The following is a 19,229-nucleotide window of genomic DNA, read 5'->3' as shown; positions in this document are numbered from 1 at the left end:
CAATTTATACAAACCATACAATTACAAAATAATAGTGATCCTTTTGGAATTTATACACCACCAGGATTAAAACAATTTTTTGAACAGATATTTGATCAAATCTCACCACAGTTAGTAGTTGTTAACTATTCTCTATGGGGAGAATTGATAAATAACAATAAATTTTCAAAATCACTAACAGTATTAGATGCTATTGATTTATTCACTCTCAATACTCAAATGCAAAATTATTTGCAAAATTATTTATCATCTCCTCCCTATCATCCTGACAAAATTAACTTAGAAGCAATCCAAGAAAATTTTTATTTAAAACAAGATTTACAACCAGCATTGAAAGAATATCAAATATTTGACACATATGATTATACATTGGTGATTTCCAATCAAGAAACTTCACAAATTGCTAATCATACCCAAAATACTAAGTTAATCTATATACCCATGACTTATGCTCCCGTAGTAGTGAGCAATTCTTATCAAGAAAAACCTATTTTTGCTGTAGGACCTAATCGGTTCAATATTCAAGGATACTTATACTTTACTAAGCAAGTTTTACCAAAACTATTAGCACTTATTCCTGATTTTGAACTACAAGTAGTGGGAATGATTTGTGAACAATTAGCTCCTGTTAACGGAGTAGAATTATCTGGGTTCATTCCTGATTTAACATCCATTTATAGCAATAGTTGTTTTGCTATATGTCCCTTAATTGGTGGAACAGGACAACAAGTTAAAATAGTAGAAGCAATGGCTCATGGTTTGCCTGTTATAGCCTTAAGTAATGTGGCTCATTCTTCTCCCATTGAACATGGTGTAAATGGATTCATTGCTAATAATGCTGATGAATTTGCCCAATATACAATACAATTATGGCAAGATAGAGGATTATGTGAAAGATTGGGAATAGCTGCAAGGAAAACTATTGCAGAGAATTTTTCACCTGAAGTAATTAAAGATAAACTGTCACCTATCATTAATGAAGCCAATTTAAAAAGTTCACTACAATCATCATCTTTTAAACAAACACAAATAATTATTGATGGGGTATTTTTCCAACTCTATAAAACTGGAATTGCTAGAGTCTGGAAATCCCTTTTAGAGGAATGGGCAAATACAGAATTTGCTGATCACATATTGGTCTTAGATCGGGCAAATACTGCACCCAAAATTAACGGTATTCGCTATCGTGTGGTATCTCTATATAATTATAACGATACAGAAAGCGATCGCCAAATGCTCCAGCAAATTTGTGATGAAGAAGGAGCAGAATTATTTATTTCTACCTATTACACTACCCCCGTTCATACACCTTCAGTATTTATGGCTTATGACATGATACCGGAAGTATTAGGAGGTAAGTTAAATCAACCTATGTGGAGAGAAAAGCATAATGCAATCAAACACGCATCCACATTTCTTTCCATATCAGAAAATACAGCCAAAGATTTAAGTGAATTTTTCCCAGATATATCATTAGAATCAATTACTGTTGCCCATTGTGGAGTTGATCCTCTTTTTTGTCCTGCCTCTGAAAATGAAATTAATGCCTTTAAATATAAATATGGCATTAATAAACCCTATTTCCTATTAGGTGGCTTAGGAGGATATAAAAACGAAATTCTCTTTCTTCAAGCATTTGCCCAATTAAGTAATAAGCACAGTTTTGATATAGTAGCTACTGGTGCAGGTAGTCAATTATCACCTGAATGGCGACAATATACTGCCGGATGCACATTTCACGGATTACAATTAAGTGATGCAGAATTAAGACTAGCTTATGCTGGAGCAGTAGCATTAGTTTATCCCTCTCAATATGAAGGTTTCGGAATGCCAGTAGCTGAAGCTATGGCTTGTGGCTGTCCTGTAATTACCACTCCTAATGCCTCTTTACCCGAAGTTGGAGGAGATGCTGTAATTTACGTTAAAGATAATGACATTGAGGGTATGGCTAATGCTTTATGTGATGTCCAAAAACCCAGCTTAAGACGTAGTTTAATTTCAGCAGGATTAGCACAAGCTCAGAAGTTTTCTTGGTCTAAAATGGCCGATATTATCAGCAACGTTTTAATTAATCAAACTCTTGAATCTTTACCTTTCAACCTCCGAGAGATTAATTTAATCATGTTTCCTGATTGGACTCAATCAGAAGATGATATATATATGCAGTTAGGAGAAGTAATCAAAACACTAGCTACTGATGCTAATGCGGATAAAACCACCTTACTTATTTATGTAAGTAATACCGATCCTGAAACGGCTGATTTAATATTATCTAGCATTGCTATGAACTTAATGATAGAAGATGAAATAGATATTACCGAAAGAATGCAAATTTCTTTAATTGAAAAACTCAGTGAAAAGCAGTGGCAAAAACTGTTACCATATTTACAGAAAAGAATTTTATTAGAAGTAGAAAATCAAGAGGTGATTAATAAATTTCAAGCAGAAAAATTACCTATTTTTGAACTATGAGCAGTAAATAAATACCTAGAAAATAAGAATAAAATTTCATCGAAAGGAAGATAAAATTTATCCTTATGACATCTTACGATGTTTTGCGATACAGTTACCATGAGATAACAAAGTCGTCAATGAAATAGCTTCTCTAGTCGCAGGTATAACTCTTACTATAATGTATTGGAAAAATAAAAACTATGACAACTACATTAGAGAAGGCTATTGTACCAAATAATCATTTAGTTCTCACAGGGATCACTTGGGAAAAATTTGAGCAAATAGAAACAACTTTTCAAGATATTACAGGAGTCAGATTTATTTAGATGGAGATTTAGAAATTATTATAAATTTAGGAAAAGAACATGAATATTATAAAAGAACAATTAGTTTGTTGTTAGAAGCATACCTTAGAGAAAAAGGAATCAGATTTTATACCGGAGGTAGTGCTACTTTAGGAAATAAAAATATAACTGGACGTAAAGAACCTGATGAATCCTATACTATTCACAGCAAAAAAGATATTCCTGATTTAATTATTGAGGTTATTTTTAGCAGTGAAGGTATAGAAATATTAGAACTATACAAAAGAATTGGTATTCCTGAAGTGTGGCTTTGGGAAAATGGACTATTAACAATTTATGGTTTAAAAGATGAGCAATATAATAAAGTTAATCAAAGTCAATTATTACCAGAATTAGATTTAAAAGTGTTAAATCAATATATTAATTATCATGATCAATATGATGCAGTAACAGAATTTATTAATTGTTTAAAAAATTCATAAATTACTGAAAAGTGATTATATAGGATTCCTATTTGATTTTTGAAGATATACGGTTTTGGTGGGCAATACTCACCCTACAAGACCTAAAATTTTTCAAAAATCAAATATTATTCCTATAGTTATAATTAAACTATCAACCGTAGGTTATACTTTTTATTAATTTAAAAATTCGTCTGTTCAAAACTTTTAGTAAATATAAAATTCAAACCCTCCATGAGTGATTGTAAATCTTCCAATACATAATATTTAATATTTTTGGTAAACTCTATTCCTGCTAACAAACCAAATTCCCATAGCTTCCCATTAGATACTATCCCAAATAAGCGACTATTTTCATCGCTATTCATTTTTTGTGCAGCAACTAGTTCCGCTAAACATTGTCCCCAACCTTCCTCAAAATTATCTTTCTTTGCTTCCACTATAATCAAATAAGGTTTCTCTAAAATAACTTTTCCCCTTGCAGAACGTTGAGCTACCATATAGTCAGGAATCCCCGATAAATTATCATTATAATTTAAAGCTTGATGACTCCACAGTAATAACTTATCAGCATATAGTCGCCATAATTCCACAAGCACTGGGTGAATAATACTTTCACAAATAGCATACTCTGAATTGAAAACAACTCCTTCTTGCAATATAAAATCTAATCTATTTTTAAAGAATGGATCAATTTCAATATGTATTTGTTCAACAAAATTTTTTTCTGTGTAAATGAGTGGAAATTCTTGTAAAACATCCATAATACTTTTATATTGATTAAAAGACATAATTACCTCATTATTTTCCTCTTAAATTATCACTTATTTAGGTCAACAACTGACTAACAATAATCTCAATTTCTGGAAAAGCTAAAGGATTAATTATAGATGCTTGCCATTTTATTGACACCAAGTAATCACCGTTATCAGGTTGACGAAATACCATTAACTCTTGAGTTTGTAAATTTATAATCCAATACTCAGCTATTTGAGCTTGGGCGTAAACTTTTCTTTTAATTGATAAATCTTTACTTAAACTGGTATTAGCAACTTCAATCAACCAAAAAATATCATCGGGATATGGATGATGTTGATTATATTTAGATTCAGGTAATTTAACAATTGCAATATCAGGTTCTGGTTCAGAATTAGCTAAAGTGATTGGACCATTAAAGCGTACATCTGCTTTTTCTTTTAAAAGATTTTCTAAATAACTCACACTCCTTTTAGCAGTATTATAATGTTGAGGTAATTCTGGACTCATTTCTATAATTTCTCCATTTATTAATTCGCAATTACGACCTGTTAAAATGTCCGATTGAATCATTTTATGGTAGTCGCTAATTGTCCATTTTACCAAAGTTTTCATTGTGCAAAATCCCTCTATATTTTGTACTATATATCTGAATTATTTGACTTATCTGTAGGCTTCCACACCCGTCAGGGAATAAATTCCCTGTCTCATAGCTCAAGTCCACTAAAGTGGACTAAGGAATTTTCTAAGTATTTAGTCATCAAAAGACAACTTTGGCTATTAGCAAGGAACTTGAGTTCCTTGTGGGATGCAGGTTTTACGTTAAGTTGACACTTATGATGGTGGGGTTATTTTTCTAACAACATCTTTGTTCAATCGTCAATTGTCACCCCTAATTCTCGCAATTTTGCCGCCAATTTATCAGCCCGTTGTTTTTCTTGTTCAGCCCGTTGTTTTTCTTGTTCAGCTAGTTCTTGTCCACTTAATAGTAGATTACCCTCTAAATCCCACCAGCGCAACCAAGGTAATTCTACATTTTTATATATTCCTTGCCAAATACCCAATTCAACACCCATTTTTTCAATTAGATAACGACCCCTTTGATTAGGAGGCATGAGGTGATATTGTCCCTCTACTAAATGATATAATTCCAAAGAGGATTTCTTTTCTGTATAAATACCATAAAAAGGGACTCTAATTGCTCTTTCATATACCCAAAACTTACCCTGATAGGGAGTTTCATCTCTTTCTTCTTTACCATTCCCTGACACAAATTCAATTACTATTAAAGGTGCTACAAATTCCTGCCACATCACGTAAGAACGGCGCATTTGACCATTTAATACAGGTGGCACATCAGGAACATAAAACCAATCTGGTGCTTCTGCTCCCTTCTCTGGAGGGTCAGTAATCCGCCAATAAATACCACTATCCTGACCTATACAAAATTGCTTGTCTGGGTGAATATCTTGTAATTTTGACCAGATAGATTCTGTTAATAAAATACTTTGAGGATGTTCTTGAAAATTTTTTACTATTGTTCCATTTTCACAGGGTAACTGGGTATGATCTGGTAACTTACTGGCAATATCAAGTTTGAGATTATTCATAATTTCCCACTGTGGAAGAATATGTTTAAGTTCGCTAGGATGGGGTATGGTATTACATCCATCTGAACTATATTCTAAGAGCGATCGCGCTTACTCTGCCATTTTCTTCTGAACATTTGCTAAAACAGTTTTATAATCTTGTCTATCAGGATGCAGCTTCAGCAATCTTTCTATCAAAGCGATCGCTCCTCAAGTATCCCCTGAATTTTAAAATACCCATATTTTTTAAAATCATATCATGTTCTAAAAATACAAATATTAGTTTTAATAAATCTTTACAATTGTAGCGAGTGAAAATACTAGTGTCTTTTTACTCTTGCTACATATATTTATGTTTTGTGATACAATATCTAGAAGATAATTGAACCATTTCTTGACGTAATCACTGATAATGTTAATTCAACGAGGTTATTAAATATGGAGTCACCAACTATAACTAAAATTTTAGAAAAAACTAAAATATTTCTACAGAAAACCTATCAAGATAATTTAGATCAAGTTATTTTGTTTGGTTCTCGCGCTAGAGGTGATCATCATGCTGATTCTGACTTAGATATTTTAATTGTGTTAAAACAACCTTTTAACTATTCTCAGGAAATCGAAAAAACTAGCGTTTTTATTGCAGAATTATCTTTAGAATTTGATTTGGTTATTTCACGTGTTTTTACTGAGACTAATGATTTTCAATCCAAAAATACTCCGTTTTTTCTTAATGTGAGAAAAGAGGGAATTATTTTATGAATGATGTTAATCCCAATTTAACTAAATTTTCCATCAACAGGTTTTCTGAACTATATTCTAAGAGCGATCGCGCTTACTTTGCCATTTTCTTCTGAATATCTGCTAAAACAGTTTTATAATCCTGTCTATCAGGATGCAATTTTACCAACCTCTCCATTAGGGTAATTGCTCCCCGATTATCTCCAGACTGTAACCGAAAAATAGACAACTTCTCAAGTGCCATTTGATTATTTGGTTCACGCTGTAAAACCAACTCATAACCCTTAACCTGTTTTTGTAACTCAGTTTCAGCCGATTTAACTGCTACTGGTTGCTGAGGTTTTTCCCAAGCTTGTTTAAGCGTATTTACCGCACCAAACAACATTGAACCACCAAAGCCTAATAAAGAAATATATGTAACAATTTTTTGCTTCCGCTTAATCTGATTAGCGCGTTGAGTTAAATAATCACTCCCGGAATTAGCCATATATCAAAAATTGCTGTTCTCTAAATTGCAGCATTGCTCCTAGTCATTAGAATACCCACAACGCTAGAAAAAATATCACCAATAGACCTTGAAAATTAAATATCGTTTTCTGAAACCCTTGTAGAAACGTTTTATAAGAGCATCTCTACAATTTTAACATTTATCCCAAAATCAAGCCGCTACGAGGAAGAATAGTTAAACAAACATTCTCACCATTCCAGGTAATTTCTCCACTTCCAAATAAAACTTGATTCGGTTGACGTTGCAAATTACTACAATCTATATTCACCGTTATAGATTCATTACCAACATTCACAGCAATAATTAATACTTCATTTTCTAAAGTTCGCGCAAACACATAAACTGTTGCTTTTGCATAGAGAACTTGATAATTACCAATTCGCAAAGCTGGATAATTTTGACGCAGAGAAATTAATTTTTTGTGAGTATTGAAAATTTCTTGATTCCAGTCAGATTCTAAAGGAAAAACACGCCGACAATCAGGATCTTTTCCTCCCACTAAACCCACTTCATCGCCATAATAAATACTGGGCGCACCAGGAAAGGTAAATAATAACAAATTACATAATTCTACACTTGCCTGATCACCATCAGCAATACTCATTAATCTAGCTGTATCATGGCTACTCAAGACATTTAATTGAGTTAGTTGAATTTCCCAAGGATACAATTCTAAAAGGCTGTGAATTTTATCCGCATATTCAGTCGCATCTAGGGCAGGATAGGGAGAATAACCTTGAGATTTAACTAAGTCTAATACTACTTTATCGCCTACTGCAAAGGCAATGGCAGCTTCATTAAATAAATAATTCATCACCCCGTCAAACTGTGTACCATCGAGCCATTCACGGGCATCTGACCAGATTTCACCGACAATATAAGCCTCTGGATTAATGGCTTTGACTCGTTGGCGAAATTCTTGCCAAAAACCAGGAGTTTTAATCTCATTGGGTACATCTAATCGCCAACCATCAATGCCAAATTCTAACCAATATTCGGCAATTTTCATGATATACTCTTTAACATCTGGATGATCATGGTTAAAGGTTGGTAAAGAGCGAATTCCTATCCAAGAATCATAGTTAGCAGGTAATTTTCCATCATAGGGTGCAAGCGGCCAGTCTTGGATTTTGAACCAATCTACCCAAGGAGAATTAGAACCATTTTCTAGGACATCATGGAAAAAGAAAAATCCTCGACTAGAATGATTAAATACGCCATCCAGAACTATTCTGATATTTCGTGAATGGGCTGCATCTAGTAATTCTCGTAAAGCCTGATTTCCCCCCAACATGGGATCAACTTGGTAATAATCATGGGTATGATAACGATGATTACTAGCAGATTGAAAAATGGGTGTAAAGTAAATCGCCGTAATTCCTAAACTTTCGATATAGTCTAATTGTTCTAAAACGCCCCACAAATCACCACCTTTATAACCTTGATATGTGGGTGGTGCGTCCCAATCTTCTAAATTGGCATTATTTAAGAAGCTTTGGTGAGAACGTTGACTTCTGGCAAATCTGTCGGGGAAGATTTGATAGAAAACTGCGTGTTTCACCCAATCTGGTGTGTTAATCTGCATAAATTTATGTATTTATTAGAAATAAGATAGACGGGCAGGATGCCCACCCCACAATTAATATATTAATTTTGTGGGGTGGGCTTCTAGCCTGCCCTAGTCAACAATACTATTTATTATTTATTCCTGCTCATCGAGTTACAAGAGTATCCGGCAAGCGTAAAGCTCAGTGTCTTTAGACCTGAGATATAAGCGACTCGTGCGGTAATAAAGCGCATAGAGTCTTTCTTCTCATGAAGATTGGTTGAGGTACATGAAGTTTTGTCATCTTTGCTCCTAATGGTGTTATACTGCCCACAACAGGAATGGTAATCAACCTGTATAAAAACCTAACTGCCTAACGGCTTTTCTGGTCCTTGACTCTTGTTGATATGGGGTTCTATTCCATAGTTCTAGTGACTACCCTCCGAATAGGTAAAATCTTAATGGGAGCTAGACAACACAGAATTGTACGGGCGTATTGCAATACGCCCCTAGCAAGCAAAATTTGCAGCAATGCGACTACCTTCGGGCAGAGGGAAAGTTAACGCTTGGGGAGAGAACCACCTCTGGTTTAGATACTGCAAGGGATCTAAACTAAGTGGACTCGTTGAACCAAGAATCTCAGCGGCTTTAGCCCTGAGAGTGTCAAAAAATATCATTTATCAAATTCTCCCCTCCTTCTTCGTCACGAAACGATAAATAATTGGTACAATTGTTTACTTACCCCAGTTTACAGTTAACCAGTGCCTCATGGTATACGTCAAGCGCGTTGAACTTACCAATTTTAAATCCTTCGGTGGGACTACTTCTGTCCCTTTGTTACCGGGGTGTACGGTCATATCTGGGCCTAATGGTTCTGGGAAGTCAAATATTCTGGATGCTTTGTTGTTTTGTTTGGGACTGGCTAGTTCTAAGGGTATGCGGGCAGAACGGTTACCGGATTTGGTGAATAATGCTCAAAAACATAAGGGGCGTTCGGCACTGGAAGCTAGTGTAACAGTAACTTTTGATATTTCCGATGTCTCACGCAAAGGCGCAGAGGGGGGGAGTAGGGGAGTGGGGGGAGTTGGGGAGGTTGGGGAGGTTGGGGAGGTTGGGGAAGTTGGGGAAGTTGGGGGAGAAAATCCAAAATCCAAAATCCAAAATCCAAAATCGGTTGGGGAAGTAGGGGAAGAAAATCCAAAATCCAAAATCCAAAATCCAAAATCGTCTGATTGGAGTGTAACTCGCCGTTTGCGGGTGTCTCAGCAAGGGGGTTATACGTCGAATTATTATATTAATGGTGAGGCTTCTACTCTAACTGAGTTGCATGAGCAGTTGGAGGAGTTACGGATTTATCCTGAAGGGTATAATGTGGTGTTGCAGGGGGATGTAACTAGCATTATCTCGATGAATGCCAAGGAACGGCGGGAAATTATTGATGAATTGGCCGGGGTAGCGACCTATGATCGGAAGATTGTCCAAGCTAAGTCTACTTTGGATGAGGTGAAGGATAAGGAAGATAGTTGTCGAATTATTCAAACTGAGTTAAGTTTACAATGCGATCGCCTATCTCAAGACAAAGCCAAAGCGGAAAAGTATCAATTATTGCGAATTGAATTTATTCAAAAGCAGTCTTGGGAAGCGGTGTTATCTTGGCGTTCTCTCCAATCACAGCAGGAAAAGCTGGTTAAACAAGTTGAAGATGGCGATCGCAATTTCAGTGATTTTACTAGTCAATTAACTACAACTAATTCCCAAATTAATCAGAAAACTACTGAACTTGAGCAGCTTAATCTCCGTGTTAAGGCTTTGGGAGAGGATGAAGTTCTCTCTGTTCAGTCTAATCTCGCTACCCAGGAAGCGGAACGCAAACAACTCCAACGTCAACAACGAGAGTTAGAAGCATCTATTCAAGAATCTACCAGACGTTTAAATCAAACTCATCAAGAAATTCAACAATATCAACTTGATTTAGAGAAAGCGATAAAACAACAAAATGTAGAGACGTTTCATGGAACGTCTCTACAACAAGAAAGAAATACCGCACAACAGAATTTAGAATCTTCTCGTCAAGCTGCTGCGGAAATTGCCTCAGCTTCCGAAGCTTGGGTACAACAACAAACAGCTTTAAATCGGCAAATTGAATCTTTGCTGCATATTCTCGAACCTCAACGCACTGAACAAGCACAACTACAAGAACGTAATACTCAATTACAACAACTTATTTCTGAACAATCTGATTTAATTGCCACTTTAGAACCGGAATTAGCTCAAAAACAAGCTGAATGTGTGCAGTTAGAAATGGAATTTCATGCTTCTACTCAACCTATTCAGAATTTAGCTGAAAATCTAGCTGCGACAGAACAAGAGTTACAAATTCAACAAGATACTCAAAAGCGGCTTTTACAAGAACAACGAGACAAACAACGTCAGTTAGATAAATTAGAAGCACAAACCCAAGCACAACAGGAAATTCAAGGAACACAAGCCAGTAAAGTAATTCTACAGTCGGAAATGCCAGGTTTGTGCGGTTTGGTAGTGCAGTTGGGTAAGGTTGAACCTAAACATCAATTAGCATTGGAAATGGCTGCTGGTGGACGTTTAGGGCATATTGTTGTTGATGATGATAGTGTAGCATCTGCGGGGATTGAACTGTTGAAACAAAAACGGGCAGGAAGGGCAACTTTTTTACCTTTAAATAAAATCAAAGTTCCTAAATTTACTCAAGATGCAACTCTGCGTTTAGCTGATGGGTTTGTGAGTTATGCGGTAGATTTGGTAGAATGCGATCGCCGTTATCATGATGTCTTTGCCTATGTTTTTGGTGCAACAGTAGTATTTGCTAGTCTGGCACAGGCTCGAAGAAACATGGGACTATATCGAATTGTCACTTTGCAAGGGGAATTATTAGAAACTAGCGGAGCGATGACAGGTGGTAGCAGTAATCAACGTTCATCTTTGCGATTTGAAAAGGGAGACGCAGGGGAATCTGAAGAAGTCGCTAATTTAAAATCTCGCTTAATAGATATTGATCGTGTTTTAGAACGCTGCGGCGAAGCAATTTCTACTTTAGCAACTCGCACTAAAACATTAACCCAAGAATTGACGGAAGCCCGGCAAGGACGCAGGGAACAACAATTATATTTAGAACAGTTGCAAAAAGAGATTAAAAGTTTAACCGCGCAACTAACAAATACTCGCGCTCAACTTTCCCAAAATACGGAAAAATTCACATCTGCACAATCACGGTTAGAAATTTTAAATCGGGAATTACCGACAGAAGAAACTCAACTTCAACAATTGAGACATACTTTGGCTGAGTTGGAATCTTCCCAAACCCCCAGCGAATGGCAACAAATCCAAGCTACCATTAAAATCCAAGAGCAGCAATTACAACAACGAGAAACCGCATTAAGAGACGGACAACAACAATTAAAGAACTTAGAAAATCAACAACAGCGGTTACAAGAAAAAATAGAAGAGGCTCAAGCGCGAGTTATTCAATATCAACAAGAAGAGACAAATAATAAACAACAAGAAGTAACTGTCAAAAATCAAGTTTTAGAATTGAATAATTTGATTACTGCAATTCAAGCTAATTTGCGGAAACTGGAAGAAAATTTAGGAGAAGAAAAGAAAAACCGGGATACAGCAGAAACGGAATTGCGATCGCTCTTATTGCGTCAACAACAGTTACAATGGGAGATTGAGAAACTCCAAGAAACTCAAGAAAAACGCCGAGAAGATTTAACCGCACTCCAAAACCAGTTGCGAGATTTAGGTGCAGAATTACCCAGTCCTCTCCCAGAAGTTCCGAATAAAGTTGATTTAGAGGACTTGCAAAAAGAATTGCGGAGTTTAGGCAAACGTTTACAGGCAATGGAACCTGTAAATATGTTAGCTTTGGAAGAATACGATAAAGTCCAAGGTCGTCTTCAAGAACTGACAGAAAAATTAGAGACATTAGAAGGTGAACGGACAGAATTATTGTTAAGAATTGAAAATTTTACCACGTTGCGTCAAAAAGCATTTAAAGAAGCTTTTGATGCAGTAAATGAGAATTTCCAATCTATTTTTGCTATTCTTTCTGATGGTGACGGTTATTTACAACTAGATAATAATGAAGATCCCTTTAACAGTGGTTTGAACCTAGTCGCACACCCCAAAGGTAAACCTGTACAACGTCTTGCTTCTATGTCTGGGGGAGAAAAATCCTTAACTGCATTAAGTTTTATATTTGCCCTACAACGTTATCGTCCGTCCCCATTTTACGCCTTTGATGAGGTTGATATGTTTTTAGATGGGTCAAATGTGGAACGATTAGCAAGAATGATTAAACAACAAGCAGAACAGGCACAGTTTATAGTTGTAAGTTTACGCAGTCCGATGATAGAAGCAGCACAGCGGACAATTGGTGTGACTCAAGCTAGAGGTGCTTATACTCAAGTTTTGGGGATTAAGTTATCATAGAATGTTTTCATCATCTTTATCATCAAAATCAAAAAAATCACAGTTCAGACAATTTAATCATTCTGAACTATGATTCTTGTGATGAAGATGATTTTGATGATTTATTTAATAACAAGTTTTTATCATCTTTATCACCAAAATCAAAAAAATCACAGTTCAGACAATTTAATCATTCTGAACTGTGATTCTTGTGAGGAAGATGATTTTGATGATTTACTTAAGCACAAGTTTTCATCATCTTTGTCACCAAAATCAAAAAAATCACAGTTCAGACAATTTAATCATTCTGAACTATGATTCTTGTGAGGAAGATGATTTTGATGATTTATTTAAGCACAAGTTTTCATCATCTTTATCACCAAAATCAAAAAAATCACAGTTCAGACAATTTAATCATTCTGAACTGTGATTCTTGTGAGGAAGATGATTTTGATGATTTGTTTCTGAACAAGTTTTCATCATCTTTATCACCAAAATCAAAAAAATCACAGTTCAGACAATTTAATCATTCTGAACTGTGATTCTTGTGAGGAAGATGATTTTGATGATTTGTTTAAGCACAAGTTTTCATCATCTTTATCATCAAAATCAAAAAAATCACAGTTCAGACAATTTAATCATTCTGAACTATGATTCTTGTGAGGAAGATGATTTTGATGATTTATTTAAGCACAAGTTTTCATCATCTTTATCACCAAAATCAAAAAAATCACAGTTCAGACAATTTAATCATTCTGAACTGTGATTCTTGTGATGAAGATGATTTTGATGATTTATTTAAGCACAAGTTTTCATCATCTTCATCACTAAAATCAAAAAAATCACAGTTCAGACAATTTAATCATTCTGAACTATGATTCTTGTGATGAAGATGATTTTGATGATTTATTTAAGCACAAGTTTTCATCATCTTTATCACCAAAATCAAAAAAATCACAGTTCAGACAATTTAATCATTCTGAACTGTGATTCTTGTGATGAAGATGATTTTGATGATTTATTTAAGCACAAGTTTTCATCATCTTTATCACTAAAATCAAAAAAATCACAGTTCAGACAATTTAATCATTCTGAACTATGATTCTTGTGAGGAAGATGATTTTGATGATTTATTTAAGCACAAGTTTTCATCATCTTTATCATCAAAATCAAAAAAATCACAGTTCAGACAATTTAATCAGTCTGAACTGTGATTCTTGTGATGAAGATGATTTTGATGATTTATTTAAGCACAAGTTTTCATCATCTTTATCATCAAAATCAAAAAAATCACAGTTCAGACAATTTAATCATTCTGAACTATGATTCTTGTGAGGAAGATGATTTTGATGATTTATTTAAGCACAAGTTTTCATCATCTTTATCATCAAAATCAAAAAAATCACAGTTCAGACAATTTAATCATTCTGAACTATGATTCTTGTGATGAAGATGATTTTGATGATTTATTTAAGCACAAGTTTTCATCATCTTTATCACCAAAATCAAAAAAATCACAGTTCAGACAATTTAATCAGTCTGAACTATGATTCTTGTGAGGAAGATGATTTTGATGATTTATTTAAGCACAAGTTTTCATCATCTTTATCATCAAAATCAAAAAAATCACAGTTCAGACAATTTAATCATTCTGAACTATGATTCTTGTGATGAAGATGATTTTGATGATTTATTTAAGCACAAGTTTTCATCATCTTTATCATCAAAATCAAAAAAATCACAGTTCAGACAATTTAATCATTCTGAACTATGATTCTTGTGATGAAGATGATTTTGATGATTTACTTAAGCACAAGTTTTCATCATCTTTATCATCAAAATCAAAAAAATCACAGTTCAGACAATTTAATCCAAGTCACTTATGGTTTATGGAAATCATCCTGAGCAGGTAATACGGTTTTAGTACCCCCTTTTCCATTAATGTTGGTGTGTTCAATGACTATGCGTTCTTTTTGAACAGGTACAGAAACTGTTACCATCTCAGTATATAATTCCTTACTAATAGTTACTTCTCCTGTCTTCACACGAGATTTAGTAGCCACTAAACGTTCTTCGTATAGTTTGAGGTTTTGGTGATCTTGCTCATTTACATTGTAAAGATTTGGTTCTTCGTCATATTTATATGTATGGTGTTCAGACGTAACGGGTGTAATAGGAGTAACAGGTATAACAGGTGCAATAGGTATTATTGTGCCAGAGCTACGCGCGACGGAGGCATCACTAAAAACTGGTGGAGCATCTACAGGTACAAGTGACTCTAGGGGTGTTGATGACTCTAAAGGAGCTTGTGCTATGGGTGGACGATAAACTCCCCGCACCCGTTCCTCATAGTCGTAATCAATTTCTTGCAAATCTTTAAAATCTGGTAAATTTTCTACCTGCTCTTTCGTCAGTCCAATTGCATACACTCTTCGCTGATTGTAATCAATTCGGGAACGTCCAATTGGTAACAATACTTGCCTACCAAAGAACCAAAAACCTGTATCCACAACTAAATAACGCAAACGCCCAGAATCATCTACCAAGATGTATTTGACAGCGCCGACTTTATCATCATCTATGTCTGAATATACATCAAAATGCTTAATCTTTTCAACTTCATTGTGATCTAACTCTGGACTACCATAGTTAGGGTCAACAGCAAAGTCTTCAACTTTATGTAAAGCCATATTCTTTTAGCCCCAAAGATATATAGTTATAATTTTAAAAATAAAATTTCTTACTTCTTCCTTCTAAAGAATGACTTTTCCATTCCCTAGCAACATTATTACCTATCTGCATTTTCCGCCTTTGACGAAGTGGATATATTTTTAGATGGGTCAAATGGAGAACGATTAGCTAGAATGATCAAACAATAGGCAAAAACAGGCACAGTTCATTTTTGTGAGTTTTCGCCGTCCGATGATATAATTAGCACAAAGTACAATTGGTGTAATTCAAGCCAGAAGCGCGGATACTCAAGTTTTGGGTATTAAGCTATAATCATCTAATTGATATGGCAAAAGGTTTAATAAAAACTTATCTTTCCACTGACCACTGACCACTGACCACTGACAACCAACAAATTGTCAAGTTTCTGTTAAAAATAGTTTATACATAAAACGGATTCGAGATTGCCTTCGGCACGCTAAGCGAACAGGAAGACCTATAGAATGACTTCAGAACAAGTAATTAGACGTTCCGATATATTAAACACTCAGGTAATCACCCGCGACAACGGTAAGCGGTTGGGTATCGTGAGTCAAGTCTGGGTTGATGTGGATCAAAGAGAGGTTGTGGCGCTTAGTTTGCGAGACAGCCTGATCTCTATGTCTAGTCTACCTCGCAGTATGTATCTCAATACGATCAACCAAATCGGTGATGTCGTCTTAGTTGATAACGAAGATGTCATCGAAGATGTGGAAGTAGACATTCTCAGTAATCTGATGAACTGGGAAGTAATCACGGAAACAGGTGAAGTATTAGGCAAGGTAAGAGGCTTTAAATTTAATGGCGAAACGGGTAAAATATACTCTATCGTCATTGCTTCTTTGGGATTACCCCAAATTCCTGACCAGTTTTTGAGTACATACGAATTATCCATAGATGAAGTAGTCAGCACTGGTCCAAGTCGGTTAATTGTGTTTGAAGGTGCTGAAGAAAGAGTAAACCAGTTAACGGTAGGCGTTTTAGAACGGCTGGGTATTGGTAAAGCTCCTTGGGAAAGAGACGCAGAAGAAGAATTTGGCTATAGCGCCCCTCGCACAGTTGCACCCAGCAATCAATTACCTAGTGGTGTCCCCCTCCAAGCACCTAGGCCAAAAGTCCGCATTCCTGACCCCATAGCGCAGGAGGAGGAATGGACTGAGGACTATATAGAAGAAGAAAGACCCCCCCAGCGTCAAGTCATGAAAGCCCGTTCTTATGAGTCAATTCAGTACGAAGAAGATGAAGAAGATAACTGGAGTGATGCAACGGTAAGAGATAGTTATCAGGAAGCACCAAGATCCGCAGCCAAGCCAGTCAAAAAGACCTACGCTGACCAGTATGATGACTTTGATGATGATTTAGAAACTGATGCTTGGGATGATGCACCGAAGCCTATAAATATTCCCAAAAAGGTCAAGGAAAGACAAGTGGAATACGAGGAAGAAGGCGGATATTAAGTTTTGTAAACCCCCTCTATTACAGGTATGAGGGGGTTATTTTTTGTTCAGGAAGAAGGAGTCACCGAGTCAGGAGTCAGGAATCAGGAGTCAGGAGTCAGGAAGAAGGAAGAAGGAACAAGGAACAAGGAACAAGGAACAAGGAAGAAGGAAGAAGGAAATCACAAATTACCCATTACCTATTACCTATTACCCATTACCCATTACCCATTACCCATTACCCATTACCCATTACCCATTACCCATTACCCATTACCCATTACCCATTACCCATTACCTATTACCCATTACCCATTACCCATTACCCATTACCCATTACCCATTACCCATTACCCATTACCCATTACCCATTACCCATTACCCATTACCCATTACCCATTACCCATTACCCATTACCCATTACCCATTACCTTGGGGTACAACTAATACCTTATCAACCCGATTTCCGTCCATGTCCATAACTTCAAAGCGCATACCATCCCATTCAAAATGATCTGCGGCTGCGGGAATCCGGCCTAAATGGGTGATGACAAAACCACCTAATGTTTGATAATTTCCTCTTTCTTCACTTTCCAATTCTTCAAGATCAAATAGTTCTAAAAACTCTTCTATTCCTAACATTCCGTCTACTAACCAAGAACCATCTTCCCGTTGTACGGCTTGGGGGTCTTCTTGTCCTGGTTCTGTGGGAACATCACCGACGATTTCACTCATGATGTCATTAAGGGTGACTAATCCTTGAATTACACCATATTCATCTACGACTAAGGCCATGTGAGTCACGGTTTGCTTGAATAATTCCAAGACTTTTAAACCGCGTGTGCTTTCGGGGACAAATACGGGTTGACGTAATCCTAGAGTTAAGTCTAAGGGTTCGTTGCGTAAACTTCTGGCTAATAAGTCGGTGACAGGAATAATCCCCAGGACGTTATCTAATCCTTCTTGACAAATTGGATAGCGAGAATAACCGCTTTCTGCCATTTTCAGGCGGTTTTCTTCTGGGGGATTTTTCAAGTCTAACCAAACTATATCAGGGCGGGGGGTCATAAAAGAGGTGACGGGGCGATCGCCTAACCGAAATACTCTCTCTACCATGTCCTGTTCGGCTTCTTCAAATGTTCCCGCTTCTGTCCCTTGTTCGATTAAAATTTTAATTTCTTCTTCTGTAACTTGGGGTTCAGTAGAGGGTGTAATTCCCAAAATTCGCAGTACCAAATCCGTAGACGCACTCAAAAGATAAACTATGGGTGAGGCCATTCTTGCTAAAGCCCGCATGGGTATAGCTACTAAAGCAGCGATTTTTTCGGGGTTATTTAAAGCCAAGCGTTTGGGGACAAGTTCACCGATAATTAGGGAAAAATAGGTAATGAGTAAGACTACTATGCTAAAGGCGATCGCATTACTATAATTAGCTAAAATGGGAACTAGCTTCACATACTCTTCTAGTCTTTTGGCAATAGTAGCACCGCCGAAGACACCATTGAGGATATTGATGAGTGTAATTCCTACCTGGACAATAGACAAAAAATGGTTGGGAGATTCTGCAAGTTTTAATGCAGCCTTGGCGTTGACATCTCCTTGATTAGCTAATTGCTGTAGTCTAACTTTCCGGGCTGAAACTACGGCCATTTCCGACATGGAAAACACGCCATTGGCGAAAATTAGCACCAAAATCGTTAAAATTTCAAACGTGAAGGAAGACATTTTAAAATTGCTGGTATAAAGAGTACAAGTATACAGTGATGAGAAGTCGCTCGGTGATCACCAAATCAGATATCTTTTTAGTATCCAGTATTTTCAGTATTTTCAGTGATTCTCTGAGAGGATGTTTTAAAAGTCCCTCATGGTGTATCAAATATTGTTTTACCCCTCCCTAACCCTCCTGACAGGTGTAGGTTTTTAATATTCTCTGTAAAGGCCAGACCGGGAAGACAAGGAAGGATAGTAGACAAGGAGGATTTTATCCACAAAATACTCAATTCATGGGTTGTTTTGTTACTAATCATACATTCATTTGTCCGGTTTTCCTCCCTTGTCACCTTGTCTGCCTTGTCTTGTCCTCAAGACAATGTAAAAAACCTACACTTGTCAGCCCTAACCCTCCCCTTAGAAAAGGGAGGGGACTTGATTTTTTGTTATCCCCTCTTGGAAAGGGGGAACTAAGGGGGGTCAGTAATCATACCTGATATCACTTTATGGCTAACGCCACGCTACGCTATCAAACAACCTCTAATATATTGATATATATTAAATC

The 19,229-nt window shown here is 36.2% G+C and carries 13 protein-coding genes; 6 read left to right on the top strand and 7 right to left on the bottom strand.

All coding sequences use genetic code 11. The features are described 5' to 3' along the window. The first annotated feature begins 801 nt into the window (after nt 1–801). Entirely contained in the window at nt 802–2,472 is a 1,671-nt protein-coding gene (locus EZY12_10695; GenBank protein ID QSX70626.1) for a glycosyltransferase, read from the top strand. Between the two features lie 298 nt (nt 2,473–2,770). After that, nucleotides 2,771–3,241 carry a Uma2 family endonuclease gene (locus tag EZY12_10690; GenBank protein ID QSX70625.1) on the top strand — a complete coding sequence of 157 codons (471 nt, stop codon included), beginning with the start codon at nt 2,771–2,773 and terminating at the stop codon, nt 3,239–3,241. A gap of 161 nt (nt 3,242–3,402) precedes the next feature. Here the strand turns inward: EZY12_10690 and EZY12_10685 are convergent, their stop codons facing one another. From EZY12_10685 to EZY12_10675, 3 genes are all read right to left on the bottom strand, one after another. Then, nucleotides 3,403–4,011: a hypothetical protein gene (locus EZY12_10685; GenBank protein QSX69988.1), complete on the bottom strand. Its 609-nt coding sequence runs from the start codon at nt 4,009–4,011 to the stop codon at nt 3,403–3,405. A gap of 37 nt (nt 4,012–4,048) precedes the next feature. Continuing rightward, nucleotides 4,049–4,591 carry a Uma2 family endonuclease gene (locus EZY12_10680; GenBank protein ID QSX69987.1) on the bottom strand — a complete coding sequence of 181 codons (543 nt, stop codon included), beginning with the start codon at nt 4,589–4,591 and terminating at the stop codon, nt 4,049–4,051. A gap of 257 nt (nt 4,592–4,848) precedes the next feature. Next, nucleotides 4,849–5,586 (bottom strand): Uma2 family endonuclease, encoded by a 738-nt coding sequence (locus EZY12_10675; GenBank protein QSX69986.1) that lies wholly within the window; start codon nt 5,584–5,586, stop codon nt 4,849–4,851. Nucleotides 5,587–6,003: 417 nt separating this feature from the next. Here EZY12_10675 and EZY12_10670 point away from each other — a divergent pair, with 417 nt between their 5' ends. Further along, nucleotides 6,004–6,327: a nucleotidyltransferase domain-containing protein gene (locus tag EZY12_10670; GenBank protein ID QSX69985.1), complete on the top strand. Its 324-nt coding sequence runs from the start codon at nt 6,004–6,006 to the stop codon at nt 6,325–6,327. Between the two features lie 73 nt (nt 6,328–6,400). Here the strand turns inward: EZY12_10670 and EZY12_10665 are convergent, their stop codons facing one another. Next, nucleotides 6,401–6,793, bottom strand: coding sequence for a tetratricopeptide repeat protein (locus tag EZY12_10665; GenBank protein QSX69984.1), 393 nt, complete (start codon nt 6,791–6,793; stop codon nt 6,401–6,403). A gap of 160 nt (nt 6,794–6,953) precedes the next feature. After that, complete coding sequence (locus EZY12_10660; protein ID QSX69983.1) at nt 6,954–8,399, bottom strand: glycoside hydrolase family 13 protein; 1,446 nt, start codon at nt 8,397–8,399, stop codon at nt 6,954–6,956. 729 nt (nt 8,400–9,128) lie between these two features. Between EZY12_10660 and smc the strand changes: the two genes are divergently transcribed. After that, complete coding sequence (gene smc, locus EZY12_10655) at nt 9,129–12,830, top strand: chromosome segregation protein SMC (protein ID QSX69982.1); 3,702 nt, start codon at nt 9,129–9,131, stop codon at nt 12,828–12,830. Between the two features lie 1,859 nt (nt 12,831–14,689). Here the strand turns inward: smc and EZY12_10650 are convergent. Next, nucleotides 14,690–15,499, bottom strand: a complete 810-nt coding sequence (locus EZY12_10650) for a DUF2382 domain-containing protein (protein QSX69981.1) — start codon at nt 15,497–15,499, stop codon at nt 14,690–14,692. Between the two features lie 483 nt (nt 15,500–15,982). Between EZY12_10650 and EZY12_10645 the strand changes: the two genes are divergently transcribed. After that, nucleotides 15,983–16,975 (top strand): PRC-barrel domain-containing protein, encoded by a 993-nt coding sequence (locus tag EZY12_10645; protein ID QSX69980.1) that lies wholly within the window; start codon nt 15,983–15,985, stop codon nt 16,973–16,975. 279 nt (nt 16,976–17,254) lie between these two features. Continuing rightward, nucleotides 17,255–17,401: an alpha/beta hydrolase gene (locus tag EZY12_10640; GenBank protein QSX70624.1), complete on the top strand. Its 147-nt coding sequence runs from the start codon at nt 17,255–17,257 to the stop codon at nt 17,399–17,401. Here the strand turns inward: EZY12_10640 and EZY12_10635 are convergent. After that, complete coding sequence (locus EZY12_10635; protein ID QSX69979.1) at nt 17,375–18,679, bottom strand: HlyC/CorC family transporter; 1,305 nt, start codon at nt 18,677–18,679, stop codon at nt 17,375–17,377. The two genes, EZY12_10640 and EZY12_10635, sit on opposite strands and share 27 nt — an antisense overlap. Nucleotides 18,680–19,229: the final 550 nt, after the last annotated feature.

The organism is Dolichospermum sp. DET69 (assembly GCA_017355425.1).
Lineage (GTDB): Bacteria > Cyanobacteriota > Cyanobacteriia > Cyanobacteriales > Nostocaceae > Dolichospermum.
Note: the sequence above shows the minus strand (reverse complement) of the source record. Positions and strands in the feature narration are given on the sequence as shown.